The organism is Exiguobacterium sp. s163 (assembly GCF_018617135.1).
GTDB lineage: Bacteria > Bacillota > Bacilli > Exiguobacteriales > Exiguobacteriaceae > Exiguobacterium > Exiguobacterium profundum.
In genome coordinates this window covers 69,048-89,170 of sequence record NZ_JACSJN010000007.1, presented here as the reverse complement: position 1 = coordinate 89,170, position 20,123 = coordinate 69,048, and the positions used below count along the sequence as shown (strand labels likewise).

Annotated in this window: 12 protein-coding genes; all 12 read left to right on the top strand. The window is 48.2% G+C overall.

Going from position 1 to position 20,123, the window contains the following annotated elements; all coding sequences use genetic code 11:
* The first annotated feature begins 13 nt into the window (after window positions 1-13).
* Entirely contained in the window at window positions 14-3,451 is a 3,438-nt protein-coding gene (gene addB, locus KNO71_RS15450) for a helicase-exonuclease AddAB subunit AddB (RefSeq protein ID WP_214689347.1), read from the top strand.
* Window positions 3,435-7,046, top strand: a complete 3,612-nt coding sequence (gene addA, locus KNO71_RS15445) for a helicase-exonuclease AddAB subunit AddA (protein ID WP_483298390.1) — start codon at window positions 3,435-3,437, stop codon at window positions 7,044-7,046. Before addB ends, addA begins: the two co-directional genes overlap by 17 nt.
* Before the next feature lie 169 nt (window positions 7,047-7,215).
* On the top strand, window positions 7,216-7,698 hold the full coding sequence (locus KNO71_RS15440) for a MarR family winged helix-turn-helix transcriptional regulator (protein WP_214689344.1): 483 nt from the start codon (window positions 7,216-7,218) through the stop codon (window positions 7,696-7,698).
* A complete protein-coding gene (locus KNO71_RS15435; RefSeq protein WP_214689341.1) occupies window positions 7,691-9,415 on the top strand; it encodes an ABC transporter ATP-binding protein in 1,725 nt (574 codons plus the stop codon). The genes KNO71_RS15440 and KNO71_RS15435 overlap by 8 nt, the downstream gene beginning before the upstream one ends.
* Window positions 9,412-11,283: an ABC transporter ATP-binding protein gene (locus KNO71_RS15430; protein ID WP_285222487.1), complete on the top strand. Its 1,872-nt coding sequence runs from the start codon at window positions 9,412-9,414 to the stop codon at window positions 11,281-11,283. Before KNO71_RS15435 ends, KNO71_RS15430 begins: the two co-directional genes overlap by 4 nt.
* 133 nt (window positions 11,284-11,416) lie before the next feature.
* Complete coding sequence (locus tag KNO71_RS15425) at window positions 11,417-11,779, top strand: response regulator (protein ID WP_015880966.1); 363 nt, start codon at window positions 11,417-11,419, stop codon at window positions 11,777-11,779.
* Window positions 11,776-14,334 carry a sensor histidine kinase gene (locus KNO71_RS15420; protein ID WP_214689340.1) on the top strand — a complete coding sequence of 853 codons (2,559 nt, stop codon included), beginning with the start codon at window positions 11,776-11,778 and terminating at the stop codon, window positions 14,332-14,334. Before KNO71_RS15425 ends, KNO71_RS15420 begins: the two co-directional genes overlap by 4 nt.
* A 113-nt stretch (window positions 14,335-14,447) precedes the next feature.
* The gene (locus tag KNO71_RS15415) at window positions 14,448-14,831 is read left to right on the top strand and encodes a YisL family protein (protein WP_015880968.1); all 384 of its coding nucleotides are present in this window, start codon (window positions 14,448-14,450) and stop codon (window positions 14,829-14,831) included.
* Window positions 14,832-14,931: 100 nt separating this feature from the next.
* On the top strand, window positions 14,932-15,963 hold the full coding sequence (locus tag KNO71_RS15410) for a class I SAM-dependent methyltransferase (protein ID WP_078146440.1): 1,032 nt from the start codon (window positions 14,932-14,934) through the stop codon (window positions 15,961-15,963).
* 69 nt (window positions 15,964-16,032) lie between these two features.
* Window positions 16,033-17,526: a phytoene desaturase family protein gene (locus KNO71_RS15405; RefSeq protein ID WP_078146441.1), complete on the top strand. Its 1,494-nt coding sequence runs from the start codon at window positions 16,033-16,035 to the stop codon at window positions 17,524-17,526.
* Window positions 17,523-19,001, top strand: a complete 1,479-nt coding sequence (locus KNO71_RS15400) for a phytoene desaturase family protein (RefSeq protein ID WP_214689338.1) — start codon at window positions 17,523-17,525, stop codon at window positions 18,999-19,001. The genes KNO71_RS15405 and KNO71_RS15400 overlap by 4 nt, the downstream gene beginning before the upstream one ends.
* Window positions 18,970-19,809 (top strand): phytoene/squalene synthase family protein, encoded by an 840-nt coding sequence (locus KNO71_RS15395; RefSeq protein ID WP_078146443.1) that lies wholly within the window; start codon window positions 18,970-18,972, stop codon window positions 19,807-19,809. The genes KNO71_RS15400 and KNO71_RS15395 overlap by 32 nt, the downstream gene beginning before the upstream one ends.
* Window positions 19,810-20,123 lie beyond the last annotated feature (314 nt).

Here is a 20,123-nt window from a genome sequence, read left to right as displayed (position 1 = left end):
AGTGTTCGCTAAAATGACAGTGACCTTTCACGTTGGTCGATCGGGGACGGGAAAAAGTGAACAAATGATCCATGAGGTCATTCAAGAACTGAAACAAAATCCGAGCGGACCGACGATTTATATGATTGTACCGGACCAAATGTCGTTTGAGATGGAAAAGAAAATGGCGACAGTCGATGGTTTGCATGGCTCGACGCGCATTCAAGTCCTTTCGATGCGCCGTCTCGCCTTTTTGATGATGCGGGATGCCGGCGTAGCGACAGATCAATTCTTAGACCAGACGGGGACCCATTTGTTGTTACGGAGGGTCGTCGAGATGAGCGAAGAACGATTGACCTTGTTCCGCCGTACGATGAATCAGTTCGGATTTTATGAAGAATTGAACCAATTGATCTCGATGTTGAAGCGAGGGCTTGTTGAACCGGAACATTTATTACGGTTAAGCGAACAGGCGCAGCACCGTGCTCTGAAGCTACAAGACCTTTCCATCATCTATGAAGGATTTTTAAAGATGACGGAAGGCAAGTCACTCCATACAGAAGACTATTTCAACGTCATGTTGCAAATCATTCCGGAGACAGATTTGACGGATGTACGTGTCTATGTGGACGGATTCAACGAGTTTTCAGAGCAGGAGTTGGCGGTGCTCGTCGCACTCGCAGAGAAGGTCGATGTCGATGTGTTGCTGACAATCGATCCTGTCTTCTTGTATCGCCTCAATCCATTGTTTGGACCGACGCAGCGGACGCTCATGCGTTTCAAAGAACTGTTGGCAGAACGGCAGATTCCTTCTCGAGACGAGCTGTATGATACCGTCTATCGGTACACGCATCCGAGTCTCCGTTACCTTGAGGCCACATTCGACCAATTGACGGCGGAACCTTACACTGGTTCAGAGAACCGGATTGATTTACATGCCGCAGTCGACCGGACCGTCGAGGTGGAGGCGGCGGTTCGAGAAGTCATCCGTCTGACACGTGAAGAAGGGTATCGTTATCGGGATATTGCGCTCGTGTCACGCTCACTCGATGAATATGGTGATTTGGCATCTCAGGCGCTCCAAAAGATGGGACTGCCATACTTCCTTGATGAACGGCAACCGATGCTTGACCATCCGCTCGTCGAACTGTTGAAAGCGACGATTGAGATTGCTTTACGTGGATACCGAGAAGAGTCCGTGTTCCGTGCCCTGAAAACAGAACTCGTCGTCCTTGATCCGGTGCATCGTCGTACGTCGGTTGACCGGCTTGAAGCGTTCGTCATCGAGCGGGGAATCAAACATTACCATTGGCATGACGAATGGCAATTGCGCCGTCGTTCCGGGGAAGAAGCGCGACTCACGAGCGAAGAACTCGATATTGAGGCTGAGCTGAATCGATCGCGGGAGCGTGTCATCGAAACGTTCGATCCGTTGCTATCGGATTTGAAACAGGCGAAGACGATGCAGGCTTATACGCACGCCATGTATGCCTTTTTAGAGCGTGTCGGTGTATCAGACTGTTTGACGCACTGGCGTGATGAGGCGATTGAAGAGGCGGAACTACTCGAAGCGCGTGAGCATACTCAAGTATGGGACGCGGTCTTGCACTTGCTCGAACAGTTAGAGGCCGCAGCTCCGGAAGAGACGTTGTCGACGGACTTGTTCCTACAGATGATGGACACCGGGCTAGATAGTCTTCGTTATGCGCTCATTCCACCTTCGCTTGATCAATTGACGATAACGGATTATGTGCGTGGTCGATTGATTGATAAGAAAGTTGTCTTCCTGCTCGGGGCGAATGAAGATCAAATTCCTCTTGTCACGACCCAGTCGAAACTGTTGACCGATCAAGATTTGGATTTCTTGCATGAGAATGGACTTCGTGCCGGCAAGGCGACAGAGCATTTGTTCGATGATGAAACATATTACTTATACAAAGCTGTGACAGCGCCGAGCGAGCGGCTATACATTAGCTATGCCCTAGTAGACAGAACGGGGAAAGCCGTTCAGCCGGCGCGCTTTATCGCTGACTTGAAGGCGCGACTTCACAAAAATGTCATCAAGACTCATTTTGCTGAAGCAGGTGAGCACCGACCGCGTGATCAATTCGCCTTCTTGACGAATGTGAACCAGACGGCGGCGGTAACGGCACTTGAACTTCAGCGGTTGAGTCGTCATTATCCGATTCAAGACATGTGGTTTGCTGTCTACAATGAACTGTTGAAGCATCCAGATGGACGGGAACGTCTCCAGTTGTTGACGAGCGCACTCTTCTATCAAAACATCCCGGAATCGTTGGACGATCGTGTCGCAAAATCCTTATATACTCCGTCGATTCGGGCGAGTGTCTCCCGCCTTGAGACGTTCCAAGCCTGTCCGTTCAAACATTTCGCAAGTTATGGCTTGCGTCTGAAGGAACGACGATTGTACCGGCTCGAGGCCCCGGATATCGGGAATCTATACCACCGGACCATCGAACATATGTCGCAGACGGTGAAGATGGACGGAAAGGAGTGGCGAGATGTCACCCCGGACGAGTGTTCCAATTTAGCGGAGCAGGCGGTCGAACTCGTGACCCCAGAGATTCAGCATGCCATCTTGATGAGTTCGAATCGTTACGCCTACTTAAAGAAAAAATTGACGGACGTCGTTAGTAAGACGGCAGAAGTGTTGATTGAACAATCAAAACGAGACGGCTTTGACCCGGAAGCGTTTGAACTCGCGTTCGGTAGCGGACAAATTCCACCCGTTTCGTTCACTTTATCGAACGGGGCGACCTGTGAACTGGTCGGTCGAATCGACCGTGTGGACACTGCGATGGTCCACGACCAGCTATACGTCCGAATCGTCGACTATAAGTCGAGTAAACGTGAAGTCGACTTTGCAGAAATTTATTACGGTCTGGCGATGCAGATGCTCATCTATTTGAAGGTATTGATTGAGCAGGCAGAGGTGTGGACAAAAGAGAACGTGGCACCTGCTGCGGCGCTCTATTTCCACGTGCACCGACCACTCGTTCCACCTGCTGGTTCTGAAGAAGAGACGCGTCAAAAAGTATTGGAGTCATACCAGATGCAAGGGCTATTAGTAGATGACCCGGAAATTTTAGAGATGATGGACCGCTCGGCGAAAGGCACATCTAAAAAATCGATTGTCATCCCGGTCAAATATAAAAAAGATGGAACCCCTGACGCCAACACCTTGAAGAAGATTGTGACCCCTCCTCAGCTCGAACAGTTGATGGATCATGCGTTCGACGTCGTTAAAGCGAGTGCCGAGGAGATGTACAAAGGAAAAATTGACGTTGAACCTTATGAATATAAAGAACGACGCCCATGTCAGACGTGTCCGTATCAGAGTGTCTGTCATTTTGACGAAGCGCTCTCGAATGCGCCACGTAAATTGAAGAAGCTTGAGAAAGAAGAGGTATTTCAGGAGTTAGGAGGCGATGACCGTGAAATGGACGAATGATCAGTTCGCCGCGATTGAAGCGAGAGGAAGTCACGTGCTCGTCTCGGCTGCGGCAGGGTCCGGAAAGACGGCAGTCCTTGTCGAGCGGTTGTCTAGTCGATTGCTTGATGAAACGGATGAACTCACGGCAGACCGGATGCTCGTCGTCACCTTTACGAATGCGGCAGCGGCAGAGATGAAACGACGAATCGCAAAGGCACTTGAAGAGGCGTTACGCGACGACCCGACAAATGAATATGTCCGAAAACAGCGGCAAATGTTGAACCGCGCACTCATTACGACCATCCATTCATTCTGTTTAGAGGTGATTCGTGAGAACTACTATCTATTAGATTTGGATCCGGCGTTTAAGATTGCGGAAGAACGGGACCTCGTCCTGTTGCAGGATGATGTCTTAGAAGAAGTGCTTGAGGAAGAGTACGGGAAACAAGATACCGATTTCTTCGCTCTTGTCGATGCGTATACGTCAGACCGGGGTGACAGTGAAATCGAGGATTTGATTCTTGGTTTATACCACTATGCGCGCACTCTCCCAAATCCTGATGCTTATTTAGACAAACTCGTGTCCATGTATACGTTCGGAGAAGATCCTGATGAGGAAGCAATCTTGATTGAGTTTGGACAGATGCTCTGGCATGACATCGAAAAAGCCGTACGAGATCTTCGGAAACTTGAAGCGGAGCTTCGGGTCGCCGGGTATGAGCCACAGTCTGAAAACATCCGGCAAGCGATTTTTCCGTTCGAACAGCTTGAAGGGGAGACCATTGTCTGGAGTGAACTCGAGACGGCGGCTCGTGCGATGAAGTTTGGCACGATGAAGGCTGTTCCGAAAAAAGAGGAGCACCAGATTTACCACGAGGTCCTCAAACCAGCTTACGACCAAGCGAAGAAAAAAATGACGGCAGCGGTGGAACAGGCTCGGGTCAGCGGGGCGGACTTATTGGAAAGCGTCTCGATGCAACAACCGCTCGTTGAAACCCTCGTTCGAACGGTCCGTGCGTTCGGCAAAGCCTATGAGCAAGCGAAGCGCGACCGTGCTTTTGTCGACTTCAGTGACTTGGAACATTATGCGCTCGCCATTTTACGACAAGATGGGGGACCGTCCGATGTTGCGGCGCTTTATAAAGAACGCTTCGCTGAGGTACTCGTTGATGAATATCAAGATACGAACGAGATTCAAGAAACGATCATCAATCTGGTCGCGAATGAACGAGAAGAAATCGGGAATTTATTTATGGTGGGCGACATCAAACAATCGATTTATCGATTCCGCCATGCCGAACCGGGTCTCTTCATCGATAAGGCGACACGCTTTAGACAGGCGAATGCAGGGAAACGGATCGACCTCTCTCAAAATTTCCGAAGTCGTTCCGAAGTCCTCTACGGGATCAATGATTTGTTCGTCCAGCTCATGGACGAAGAGGTCGGCGAAATCGCATATGATGAGGCGGCCCAACTTGTTCCTGGACGTGAGTATGAACCGATTCCGGCGGACCCTGAGTTTATTTTAGTCGATGGCGCGAGTCGTGAGTTATCGAAGCAAGAAGTAGAAGGACGGGCGATCGCTACGCGCATCTTAGAACTCGTATCGGGAGACGAACCGTTTAAAGTGACGGATGAATCCACCGGTCAACTCCGAAACTGTGAATATCGCGATATCGTGATTCTCGTACGTTCGAAAAAGGAACGTGTGGAGCAATTGATGGACATTTTGACACAGTACAATATTCCGGCCTACACCGACTCAGATGGCGGGTATTTTCAAGCGACCGAGATTCGGATGATCCTGGCACTTTTGAAAGTGATTGATAATCCACTTCAAGACATCCCACTTGCCGGTGCGCTGCGCTCCCCGATTTTCCGTTTTAATGATAGCGAGTTGGCACGGATTCGACTTGAATCAGAAGATTCATTCTATGAGGCGCTCAAGTCGAAAGCGGATGACGATGATGAGCTTGGCGTAAAATGTGGCGACATGCTTGACCGTCTCTCCCGTTGGCGTACTTATGCACGAAATCATAGCCTGTCGGAATTGATTCAACAGTTATTCAATGACACCGGGTTTTATGACTTCTCAGGGGGATTACCTGGAGGAAAAGGGCGGCAGGAAAACTTGAAGGCACTTTATGACCGGGCCCTAGCCTATGAGCGTAGTGGCTATCGAGGTCTTTATCGCTTCTTACGTGTGATGGACCGACTACAGGATACTGGTGAAGATTTGTCAGAGGCGCGGTCGCTCGGGGACGAGGAAAACGTCGTTCGTATCATGACCGTGCACAAGTCGAAAGGACTTGAGTTTCCGGTCACGATTGTTGCCCAACTCGGAAAACAATTTAATAAACGCGATCAAATGCAACGTGTCATTTTCCACAAACAGTACGGCATCTCACTCGATGCGATTGACGTCGTGACACGTACGAAATCGGAGACGTTCGTGAAAGAGATGATTCGACGAGATTTAGATTCGACGATGAAAGCAGAAGAGATGCGCGTGCTTTACGTGGCCTTGACACGTGCGAAAGAAAAATTGATTCTCGTGGGAACGGTAGGCGAACCACTCAAACACCTTCAGCAGTGGCTTCAGGTCGGTCAATCTGGAGATTTATTGGCGAGTGAGGCGAGGCGAGAGGCAAAAACGTATCTCGATTGGATTGCACCGGCGCTTTTACGCCTTCCGAGTGCCACTTCGTTTATCGAATCATTCGGCTTCACGGTTCCCTCTACTTTCCAAGAATCGACTTCATGGATTTATCGTGTCATCGGAGAAGCGGACCTTGCGGAGATTGCGACTCTACAAGAGATGATGGCACAGTTGCACCACGTCCAACGATTTGAAGCAATCGATTTTCCGATTCAAAATGAAGAAGAGACGATTCGTGCCGTACAACAAGCTTTGACCTACGAATACCCTGCACAGGATGCGGTACGTACGGCGGCGAAACAGACGGTGACCGAACTGAAGCGGGCGATGCAACTCGAACAGGCCGCTTTCGAAGATCCGGTACGTCCGGTCGATACCCCTTATCGGGAACCGAAATGGCGTCAAGTCAAACAGACCGGTGCGGAACGCGGGACGACGTTACACTTGATTTTCCAACTGGCTGACCCGAACCAACCGATTGTCGACCAAATCAACCAATGGGAAATGCAAGGGATGCTCAGTCCGATCGAGGCAGAGACGGCACGCCTCGCCATCCCGGATATCGAGATGTTTTTCCAAACAGAAGTCGGTCAAGCGCTCGCTGGTGCACTAGAGCGAGGGACGGCATGGCGAGAGCTACCTTTCACCTACACGGTGCCGGCCGAACGCGTCAATCCGGATGGACACTTTACGGATGAGCATGTCTTGATCCAAGGGATTATCGATTGTCTGTATTTCGATGGGGATTCGTATGTGCTTCTCGATTATAAATCGGATGCTGTCACGCATCTATCCGATTCCCGGGAAGAGGCACATGAGCGATTGCGAGATCGATATGCGATTCAACTACAATTATATCGAGAGGCGATTGAGACGATCTGGAATATTCGGGTCGAGCGAACTTTGATTTATTCGCTTGATCTGCAGGAAATCGTGACCATGTCGACTAAATAAATGTGAATAAATGAAGAGCGATGTCAGCTATAGGACATCGCTCTTTTTCTATGTGCAAATTCACATTTGATTTCGTTGACAATCGAGTTGGAGAGGAGTAATTTATTTTATATAAAGAATTGTTCCGTTTAGAACAATTCGATTCGGAACGATAAAGGAGTGAATAAGAATGACCGAGACAAATACAAATCGGGCACGGGAGATGATGCAATCATTTTGGCGTGTGCAGCGTGTCCTGATTCGTCTCATGCATCAGACGGCGCAACAAAACGATCTCACATTACCTCAACTGCACGGTCTGATGATGTTGAATGAACAGGGTGCGATTACGCAAAAGGAACTGGTTCAGCGAACGAGAATGCCAAAGAGCACGTTAAGTCAATCATTAGATGGTCTCGTGGAGAAAGGATTGATTCGTCGGGATATCAACCCGGATAATCGGCGAGAAGTTGTGTTGACCATTGACCAATCAGGTAAACGCTTGATTGAGGAGATTGAGCGACAAGAAGAAGGGACGGAATATCAATTGAATCAAATTTTGTCTCGTCTCGATCAGGATACGTATCATCATATGCTTACAGCCCATCAACATATTGCGGATGGATTGAATGAAGGGTTCACAGATTGTGAAGGAGTGTGTCGACATGATTAAGTTATTGAAACGTCTCGTTACTTATAAATGGGCTGTTCTGATGGTTTTATTGTTTGTGTTCGCGCAGTCGTTAGCAGATTTATTTTTACCGACGTTGATGGCGGACATTATCGATAATGGAGTCGTGACGGGCGATACCGGCTACATTTGGCAAATGGGCGGAATCATGCTTGGTGTGACGGGACTTGGAGCACTTGCTGCTATTGTAGCCAGTTTTTATTCTTCAAAGGCGGCGATGGGATTTGGTCGTGACTTACGAAGACGTGTGTTCAATCATGTGGAACGCTTCTCGCTTGAAGAGTTCGATCGTGTCGGGACGGCTTCGCTCATCACACGGACGACAAACGATATCACGCAAGTGCAACAGGTCATCATCATGATGCTGCGAATGGTTGTGAGTGCGCCGATCATGTTTGTCGGTGGATTGATCATGGCGACCTCGAAGGATGCGACGTTGTCTCTTGTCATTGTTGCCGCAATGCCGGTACTCGTCCTCTCGATTTTCCTCATTTTTTGGAAGGCGATGCCGTTGTTTAAAAAGGTACAGAAGCGATTGGATCGACTCAATCTTGTTTTCCGAGAAAATTTGACGGGCATCCGTGTCATTCGGGCATTTAACCGTGATAAAGAAGAACAGGTTCGATTGACAGAGGCGAATGAACGGTTGACGGACGTCTCAATCAAAGTGAACCAAATCATGGCGTTCCTCATGCCGGTCATGATGCTCGTGATGAACTTGACCGTCGTCGGTGTCATTTGGTTCGGAGGGATTCGGATTGATAACGGTGCGATGGAAATCGGAGATTTAATGGCGTTCATCCAATACGTCATGCAAATCATGTTCGCACTCGTCATGGCCTCAGTCATGTTCATCATGGTTCCTCGGGCCTCAGTGTCTGCCAACCGGATCAACGAGGTGCTCGAGATGACCCCCTCACTGATTGATGACGGGACAAAGACCGCGGACATTGAGCAAGGAACACTCGAGTTTGATCACGTCACTTTCTTTTATCCGGGGGCTGAAGAACCAGCATTATCCAATGTGAGTTTTTCGGCGAAACCAGGGGAGGTCACAGCGGTGATTGGAGGTACGGGGTCTGGTAAATCAACACTCGTCAATTTGATTCCAAGATTTTACGACGTGACGTCTGGGACAATTCGAGTGAACGGTGTCGATGTTCAAGCGGTCCCTCAAGAAGAACTTCGTTCGAAGATTGGATTCGTTCCTCAAAAAGCGTTGCTCTTCACAGGTACGATTGCGGAGAACATTCGATATGGGAAGGCCGATGCAACAGCGGAAGAGGTCGCTCATGCCGCCTCCATCGCGCAGGCAAATGACTTTATCGAGAGAATGCCAGACAGATATGAGGCTGTGATCGAACAAGGTGGGTCAAACGTGTCGGGTGGTCAAAAACAACGTCTGTCGATTGCGCGAGCACTCGTTCGAAAACCAGATTTATATGTGTTTGACGATAGTTTCTCGGCACTTGATTTTAAAACGGATGCTGCTCTTCGCAAAGCATTGAAAGAAGAGACGAAAGATGCGACGGTACTGATTGTTGCGCAACGTGTCAGTACGATCATGGACGCCGATCGAATCATCGTTCTAGAAGAAGGAGCCGTTGCAGGAATCGGGACACATGAGGAATTATTTGCGACGAATGCGGTCTATCAAGAAATCGTGAAATCGCAATTGTCTGAGGAGGAAATCGCATGAGTGAGAAACAAGCAAACACGCGACAAACTCATGGGGGACACGGTGGTCCAGGAGGTCCAGGCGGTGGAAATATGATGATGATGGGCGAAAAGCCAAAAGCATTTAAAGTCACGTTCCGTCGTCTACTTGCCTATTTGAAACCACGTCGAAACACATTGATTGCTGTGTTCGTCGCGGCGATTTTAAGTACGATCTTTATGATTGCCGGTCCGAAAATCATGGGAATCGCCATCACCGAACTGTTTGAAGGGGCGTATGCGAAATTTACGGGAGTACCGGGCGCGGAGATTGATTTCACGAGAATCGGACAAATTTTGTCGCTCCTCGCGGGTCTTTACGTCATCAGTAGTCTATTCAACTACGTACAACAATATTTGATGTCCGGTGTTGCCCAAAAAACGGTATATGATTTGCGAGAAGACGTGAACAAAAAGTTAGAACGACTTCCGCTCAAATATTATGACGGACGCTCGAACGGGGAGACATTGAGCCGGGTGACGAACGACATCGACTTGATCGGGAGTACGCTTCAACAGAGCGTCACGTCTTTCATTACTTCCATCGTCACTATCATTGGGATTTTGATTATGATGCTGTCGATCAGTCCTCTGTTGACGGTCATCTCTCTTGTGTCCCTTCCGCTCACGATTTTTGCGATTCGTCCGATTTTGAAACGGTCGCAACAATATTTTTCCGATCAACAGCGTCACCTTGGACGACTGAACGGCCATGTGGAAGAAATGTATACAGGGCACGCGGTCGTCAAAGCGTTTGGTCGGGAAGAGACAGCTGTGCGTGAGTTTGACGATGTGAATGAGGAGCTTTACGATGCAGGACGGAAAGCGCAATTCATTTCCGGAATCATCATGCCGATGACGATGTTCATCGGGAACATCAGCTATGTATTGATTAGTGTCGTCGGCGGTATTTTGGTCACGCAGCGCAGCATCTCCATCGGGGACATTCAAGCGTTTATCACATATACACGTCAGTTCACCCAACCAATCACCCAGACAGCGAATATCGCGAACATCGTCCAGTCGACGGTTGCCGCGGCGGAACGTGTATTTGAACTGTTGGATGAAGAAGAAGAAGTGAAAGATGTGACGACCTATCAATTAGAACGTGCCGAAGGAAATGTCACGTTCCGTCATGTCGATTTCGGATACGGTGACGACCTACTCATTCAAGATATGAATCTCGATGTGTTGACGGGCCAAACGGTGGCCATCGTCGGTCCGACAGGCGCCGGCAAAACGACATTGATTAATCTACTCATGCGTTTTTATGAGTTGAACGGTGGAGAGATATTCATCGATGGGAAAGACTCGCGTAAAATGTCGAGACAAGATTTGCGACATACGTTTGGAATGGTCTTACAGGACACGTGGCTATTCAACGGGACGATTCGTGATAACATCGCCTATGGGAAAACGGGAGCGACTGAGATGGAAATCGTCAACGCGGCGAAAACGGCGCATGCGGATGCATTCATTCGAACATTGCCAGACGGATACGACACCGTGTTGAATGAAGAGGCCAATAACATTTCACAAGGTCAAAAACAGTTGCTGACGATTGCGCGAGCAGTATTGGCGAACCCACCGATTATGATTTTAGACGAAGCAACGTCGAGTGTGGATACGCGTACTGAGATTTTGATTCAACAGGCGATGAAACGGCTTATGAATGGGCGGACGAGTTTCGTCATCGCTCACCGTTTATCGACCATCAAAGATGCGGATTTGATTTTGGTTATGGACCAAGGTCGGGTCATTGAGCAAGGAACACATGAATCGCTTCTTGAAGCTGGTGGTTTTTATGAAGAACTTTACAATAGTCAATTCGCTGAAAAAGAAGTCGTATAACTGGAATACAGGTTTTGGGGCAATGTGAATAGGCAAAAGACGTACGAGATGAGTTTCGTACGTCTTTTTATTTTGTGTAACAATTACAAATCCGTTAAAATAAAAAAATGGGATAAAAAATGGAGGAACAATTATGGTTAAAATCTTACTTGCGGAAGACGAAGAAGTGCTACGCATGCTTGTTATGGATACATTAGAAGATGAAGGATATGACATCGACGAGGCACAAGATGGAATTGAGGCCTATCGATTGATTGAAGAAAATGAATATGATTTGGTCATTGTGGATCATATGATGCCCGGTATGACAGGGCTTGAAGTGATTGAAAAAGTACGGAAGTTACCAGGGCGACAAGAGACGAAAGTGATGATGTTGACGGCGAAAAGCCAACAATCTGACCGTGATTGCGCGAACGAGATTGGTGTCGACTACTTCATTTCTAAACCGTTCAGCCCACTTGAACTCGTCAAAATCATAGGAGGCATCGTGAAGTGAAAAGGTGGTTTAAACAAAAACTCGGACGCGACATCATGGTCGTCCTTTATTCCTTCCTCGTCATTGCATTGGTCGGATCGGCATTGACTTATGTCTATATCGAGAACCGTTTGGAGGCGAACGAGGCGAGATTGCGTCAGGTCGATGAACGCGTTAACCGTTTGACTACGCTTTGGGATGAGTGGCAGGCTGACCAATATGATACACGAGGATATCTCTTGTTCGGCGACACAGCATCGCTCGAACGTTCACGTGCGAATGAGGCGAAGTTCCAACAAGAAATCAATTGGTTCAAAACACAAGTTCAGACGCGCCAAGGAGAATTGTTCGCAGAAGATCTTCAGCAGTTCCACGACTTTTACTATGATGTGATCATTCCGGTGACGTATGAATATGCCCAAGCGCAACAAGATGGGGAAGTCACAGAGACGTTTATCGATGCTCAAACGATTGCCGAGTTGCCGACGGCTCAGCGCTTGATTGATCAAGGACTCGTCCAATTTAATCCGCAACGTGGAATCGACATCCTCGGACCGATTGATGAGGTAGAGTCTGCGCTCGGAGAATATCGTGAGTTGATGGCATCTGAAAAAGAGGCCGTCTACGTTGAATGGCGACAGAACAACAATATGCTTCAATTCTTGTGGATCATGAGCATCGCCTCGTTCGCCGTATTGATCTTATTGTTTGTCCAGCCGTTCCTACGCCGTCAAACACGTTTGATTTCACGACTTTCCATCGCATCGAACCGCTTGTTAAAAGGGGAAATCGTTGATTTGAGCGATCAGATGAAACGAGAAGATGAGATTGGGACGATGTCTCGATCGTTCCATAAGATGGCTGAGACACTTCGTGACAATGAACGACATTTGATTGAAAAAAACCATGAGTTGCAAGCACAACAAGAAGAGTTGATTGCACAACAAGAAGAGTTGCAGGCACAGCAACAAGAGCTAGAAGAAATTCTAGAACAGACACAACAGAACGAACAACATCTCGCGTATCGGAATGAATTGACGGAGACGTTGGCGTCACGTGATTCGCTTACAGCCTATCCTGAAATCATCGAGAAACTGGTCACGATTACAGATTCGGAGGTCGGTGCACTCGTCTTTGTGGATGAGTCCGGCACGTATCGTGTGACGAGCCACGGTTTGAACGACACGTTGTCTCGTCAGTTACTCGATAGCGAAAATTCTGTATTGACGCGCGCGATGACATTGAAGACGACGGTACATTCGTCGAAACAAGTCGCAAGCGACCATCCGCTCCCGTATCCGTACTATATGTTTGAGACCGCGGTACCGGTCCATGATCCGGCAGATGATTCAATCATCGCGTTCATCTATCTGGTCCGATACAAAGATCGCTTCACCCAAACACAAATGGGCGACATCATGTCATTTGCTCGTCAACTCTCACTTTCTCTCTTACGGATGCGTCTATTTGAAGAGATGAAGCGTGAGAAAGGCAAGACAGAGCGAATTCTCGATTCGATTCGAGAAGCGGTCGTCTACATCGACCATTCGACGAATGATGTGTTCGTCAACCGTCCACTCTATGAGATGTTCCCTGAGTTAAGTGACGTCAGTTCACAGGACCTCGAAGAAGAAACGTGGGAAGAATGGCGCAATCGCCTAGTTGAAACGGTCGATCAGGCGGAGGACTTCACAAAGTATACGAATCGCCTATTCACCGAAGATTTCCCACATGACAGTGTCAGCTTCTCAATCCGTAAAGGCGAAATGAACTTGCAGATGTATGCGGAACGCATCATTGTAGGTGGACTTTCAAAAGGTACGCTTCTCGTCTTCCGTGATATCACGAGTGAAACAGAGGCGGAGCGATTGAAGAGTGAGTTTATCTCAACGATTTCGCATGAACTGCGTACGCCGCTCTCGTCCATCTATGGATTCACTGAACTGATGGTCAAGAAACAGTTGCCGAATGAAAAACAGGCTAAATACTTGGAGACCATTCACTCCGAGACGGAGCGTCTGACACATCTCGTCAACGACTTCCTCGATGTGCAGCGAATGGAGTCCGGTAGCCAAATGTACGACCGGGAACAGCTTGATATCGAGCCGGTCGTCCGAGACATGTTGACGTTCTATGAGGCATCGTCATTGAAACATGAATTCGAATTGATTGCGGATGATGCACGTCCATATGAATTATTCGTCGATTGCCAGAAGTTCAAACAGTTGATGAGTAATCTATTGTCGAACGCCGTGAAGTATTCTCCAAGAGGTGGAAAAATCACGGTCGAACTTGCGCATCACGAGCAAATCGTGTCCATTAAAGTGAAGGACGAAGGAATCGGGATTCCAAGTGACGCGCTCGATCGCTTATTTGATAAGTTTTATCGTGTCGACAACTCCGACAGTCGTGAAATCGGCGGTACGGGGCTCGGATTACCGATTTGTCAAGAAATCGTCCGTGGTCACAACGGCCAAATCCATGTAGAATCGATTCAGCATGAGGGCTCGACGTTCATCGTTGAAATCCCAAGCTATGAGTACGCTGTCCAAGAGGCAGAGACGACTCCTGTATAATGTATGGGCCATCCCTTGAGGATGGCTCATTTTTTAGAATCGTTCGCTTGACCAATCGGGAGAGAGTTCGTGTACAATGAAGACTGTACAACATCATAAAGGGGGGCATTTGAATGCCACTGATTGCATTCTTGCACACGCACGTTACGAGCTGGATTTTGTTACTTATTTTGTTTGCCGTGGCCTATATCGGTTATAAGAACGGCAACAAGAGTGGAAAGATCGCACATATGGCGTTTCGACTCATGTTACTCATCGCATTCGGAACAGGACTTTATCTCTACCTTCAGTTGAATGGTGGCGGGACATTCTATCACGTGAAAATCACGGTCGGTTTATTAACTTTGATCTTCGGTGAGATGACGCTCGTCAAAGTCAAAAAGAAAAAACCGTCAAACGGACTATTTGGCGGGTTTATCGTCTTGGCGCTCATTACGATTTTCATCGGCTATGCATTGCCTTATGGACAATCTTTCTTCAACAGCTTTATTCAATAAGACGTTCCCACTTCGCACACCGAAGTGGGATTTTTTTGTTTGTACACAAATTATTAGGGGAAAATAAAAAAATCAGTAATTACGACGATGAGGTGAAACGATGGATCAACAGATGATGGAATGGACACGAGTTTTACACGCGCGGAAATGGATGAAACAAACTGAATCATTTTTACCCTTATGGCACGGCTATATCGGCTACAAGTTCGGACTATTCGATGCGCTTCAAGGTGGCGCGAGCATGGCGGAGATGAATTTACGTCTAAAACGCCCATTGACACAACTTGCGCTAGAGCGTTGGTTAGAAGTCGGGGTCGCCGTCCGTCATTTGAAAAAGAGAGGCTGGCGCTACTATCCGACGCGTGGATTAAAATATCAATTATCCGGTAACGATGAACGGAGCATCGGGTTCATGCTTCAAGAAATGATGGAGCTTCATATCCCCGCGTTAATCGCTTATCCGGAATTTCTAGAGTCTGGGAAGCAAAAGACGTTTGATGGAGCTGAACACGGTCAAGTCGTCGCGAAGACATCGACACTCGTCGAAACGGTCGCATTTCCAATCGTGCAACAACTTTTACGACAGGCAAATGTCGAATCGATGCTCGATATTGGATGTGGGCACGGCGGCTACTTACGTAAACTCCAAGCGCTCGAACCGAGTTGGGAACTGACAGGCATCGATTTAGAGGAAGAGGTAATCGAAGAGGCACGCTCGCGAGACGAGAGTGGTGACATTCATTTCGAAGTAGCTGACTTCATGAACTGGGAAACAGAAGAGCAATTCGATGCGGTGATGATGAACAATATGCTGTATTACTTCTCACCAGAAGAACGTATCAAGTTGCTTGAGAGACTACGGGAGCGTTTAGAAGAAAAGGGTATCGCCATTCTCGTGACCCCGCTCGCCGAAACAGCGCTCGGTGGACGATTCGCTTCCGCGTTCAATGCGTTTATGACACTCCACGATAATCTGTACCCGCTTCCGACCATTCCACGATTGCGCCGGCAGATGCAAGAAGTAGGTTTTGATCAAATCCGCTTCATCCCATTCATTCCGGAAGGTTCTTGGTATATCGTCATCGCTGAGCGAGGGAAGACGAACCTGCTCAATCAACCGATTCAAAATTGAACTTGTCTCCCGTCATTCCTATAATGATAGAGAAGCATAAGAGACTATTCACATAGGGAGTTGTTGAGTGTGTCGAAACAAAGAGTTGCCGTTATTGGGGCAGGACCAGGTGGATTGGCTACAGCGATGCTACTGGCGCATCGTGGTGTAGACGTCACCGTATTTGAGAAACAACCGTTTGTAGGCGGAAGAACGTCGCGCTTAGAAGTAGGTGAATTTGCGTTCGACCGAGGGCCTACGTTTTTGAATATGCCTTATATTTTAGAAGAAATTTTTGAAGAGACAGGGCGTAATCTGCATGATTATGTCGAGATGAAGCAGTTGGAGCCGATGTATGATTTGTACTTCGACCGTGGGACGCGTCAACTCTCGATGACAACAGATCGTGATCAGATGTATCGCGCCATCGAAGAACAATTTCCAGGGAATGGCGAAGGTTACGAACGGTTCATGAGTGAACAGGCGATCAAACTGTCTAAATTGATGCCTGTGCTTCAGACCGCACATGACAAGCTTACCGACTATGTCTCGTTGCGCGTGCTCAAGGCGCTACCGTTCCTCTCGATCGGTAAATCGCTTTATGACGTCTTGTCCGAGTACTTCACGAGCGAAGAGTTGAAGTATGCGTTCACGTTTCAGGCTAAATATTTGGGGATGTCCGCTTGGGAATGTCCGGGTGGATTCTCCATTCTATCTTACATGGAACACGCCTACGGAGTGCATCACCCGATCGGCGGAGTGAACCAGCTATGTCATGCGATGGCGAAAGTGATTGAAGAAGAGGGAGGCGTCATTCGTTTAGGCGAACCGGTAGAACGTCTTCTCATGGATGGTCGGAACGTGACGGGTCTCGTGTCCGGAAGTGTCCATTATGCGTTTGATGAAGTCGTGATTGGTGCGGACTTCGCACATGCGATGACGTCGCTCGTTCCAGACGGTAAACTAACGAAGTGGAGTCCGACTCAACTCAAGAAGAAGCATTACTCGTGCTCGACATTCATGCTTTATCTCGGGCTCGATCACATCTACGAAGATGTGGCGCATCACTCGATTCACTTCGCGGACGATTATGAATTGAATGTCAAAGAGATGACACAAGAATTGAAATTGAGCGAGGACTTCTCGTTTTATGTACAGAATGCCTCACGCATCGACCCGACACTTGCGCCTCCTGGCAAGTCATCGCTTTACGTTCTCGTACCGGTGCCGAACAATTTATCTGGCCTCCCGTGGGAGACGTTACAAGCGACCATGACAGAGCGCGTTCTCGACGCGCTTGAGACACGTTCCCCTTACCGAAACATCCGTCAACACATCGAGGTGATGGAGGCGTTGACGCCTGAGGACTGGGAAGCGTTTGGTGTATATGAAGGTGCAACGTTCAATCTAGGGCACAACTTATCGCAGATGATGTATTTCCGCCCGCATAACCAATTCGAAGAGCTCGATAACGTCTGGCTCGTCGGCGGTGGGACCCACCCAGGAAGTGGGCTGCCGACCATCTTTGAATCAGCGCGGATCACGACGAACCTTTTGCGTGACCGTGCAGGTGTCGGCCGATGAATATTAGCTTTGTCGGAGCAGGGGTCGGTACACTATATGCCGCCCTCTTATTGACGAAACGCAATCCGTCACTTCAAATCACGATTTATGAGAAAGAGGACCGGGTCGGTGGACGCTTGAACTACGTGGAATTCGATAATGGGGCGAAAGTCGATGAAGGTCCAACCATTGTCTTATTGCCGAGTAAACTGAAGCAACAATTGATTGAGGCGGGTCTTCCTGAACATGAAGTGGAGTTGATTGAAGTCGATCCACTTTACCGCTTACGTTATCAAGACGGGACATCATTCTATAAATATCGGGAAATCGAGAGACAGGCGGAAGAAATCGAACGAACTTTCGGCGAAGGAGATGCCTTCCGTCAGTACATGTCCCAAAAGAAAGAAGAGTATCGGATTGGCTTCGATACGTTTTTAGATCGTAGTTATGCCTCGAAAGCGGAGTTGTTCGAGCCTAAACTGCTTCTCCTTCTCATGCGGTTAAAAGCATATGAGACGGCTCATGCGAATATGAAACGCTTCTTTGAAGACGAACGTTTACGTGTCGCCTATAGTTTACAAACGCTCTATATCGGCGGAAATCCTTATGCCACTCCTTCGTTATATGGACTCATTCCTTATCGTGAACAAGAAGAAGGAGTCTGGTATGTAAAAGGAGGATATTTTTCGCTAGCGACGAAAATGGAACAAGAGTTGAAGCGTCGAGGTGTTCATTTCGAGATGAATGCTACCGTCAATCGTGTCCATGTCACGGACGGGGTGGCCAATGGAGTCACGGTAAATGACGAATATGTACCGTATGATGCAGTCGTCGTGAACGGTGATTTTCCACTCATGGAGCGCCTGATTGATGGTGTGACGCCAAAGACGTATGAACCGTCAAGCGGTACGTTACTTCTTTATTTCGCCGTCAACGGCGAACTCGACTTACCGATTCACCAATTCGATTTACCGAATGATTTTGAAGGATCGATGCGTACGATCTTTGAGGATGGTAAACTAAGTGAGTATCCAGCGATGTACACCTTTAATCCATCGCGAATGGATGTAACCCTCGCGCCAGAAGGAACGAGTGTATTATATGTTCTTGTCCCGGTTCCTCGAAAATTGGAACGAGAAGACTTTGAGGCACAAGGGACAATCGAACACCTATTAGGAAGAATCGAGGCATTCATGCCTGATTTCCGTGAACGCGTCATCGAGATGAAAGTCCGGACACCGATGGATGCTGAGCGATTCGGATTGTTCGAAGGAGGAAGTTTTGGGATTGCACCAAAGTTATCTCAGTCAGCCGCCTTCAAACCACAAGCGAGACCATTCCCGAAAATCGAACGCCTCTATGCGGTGGGCGCATCCGTCCATCCATGCGGTGGCGTCCCCATCGTTATGATTGGGTCGCAATTACTTGTGAAAAAAATGGAAGAAGAAATGGGGGCAATGCATCGTGACGACACAAGAAGCGTATCGTCAATGTGAGGAAATCATGAAGAAGGGCTCGTTAACCTTTTACCGGGCCTTCTCTTTGCTCTCAAAACCAGACCGTCAAGCGGTCATGGCAGTATATACGTTCTGTCGCACCCTCGATGATGCGGTCGATGAATCAGACCGTCCAGAAGAGAGTTTGGCAGCATTTTTGCATGACTTCGACCGCTTTTTAGCTGGTTACGACCAAGATGAAGCACTATGGGTTGCCCTTCGTGATGTGTGGAAACGTTATGACATGGACGTCGAACCATTTTTTGAATTGGCGGAAGGGATGAAATGGGACTTACATAAGTCGCGGTATGAAACGCTCGAAGAGACCGAGCAGTATAGCTATTATGCAGCGAGCACGGTCGGTCTGATGCTGCTCCCGATCCTTGTCCCAAATCAGGACGCTGCGACGACACGTCAGCTAAGGCAAGGCGCCATCGACCTTGGCATTGCGATGCAACTGACCAATATTTTACGTGATGTCGGTGAAGATTTGAATCGAGACCGCATCTATTTACCCCGTACGATGATGCGTCAGTACGGTGTGAGTGAAGCGATGTTACACCAACGAGAAGTGACCCCTGTCTTTATCGATCTATGGGAGGCGTTGGCGAATCGTGCAGAGTTCTTGTATGAACGGGCACGCAAAACCCATCATCTGTATCCACTCGCGAGTCGAAAGCCGGTACAAGCAGCGGCTCTTCTCTATGAAGGGATTCTTGATGCGGCACGTGCGAATCGACATGACGTCTTCACAAAGCGGGCATACGTATCGACCTTACAAAAAGGAAAGTTGTTGGCAAAACTATAAGCGATTCGATTCCCTGTAGACGCTCGATGGCGTCTACAGTTTTTTGCGTACAAAAAAACCACTTTTGGCGGGGGACCAAAAGTGGCGTAAGCGTTATGTGATTCATTCATCGGGGAAACGAATGAATCGGTTTGTGATGAAGCCCTAAAGATGTGCCGGGATTCATGGGGAATGAATCAGTTGGGACATCTTCGTCGAAACAGGATGCTTGATGGACTAAGGGGGAACATCATACGCAAGCTGTCTCAACTACGGGATACGAGTGGGGAAACTCGCTCATCACTTTTTCTCGGGTGTGACAAGTTCAAAACGCG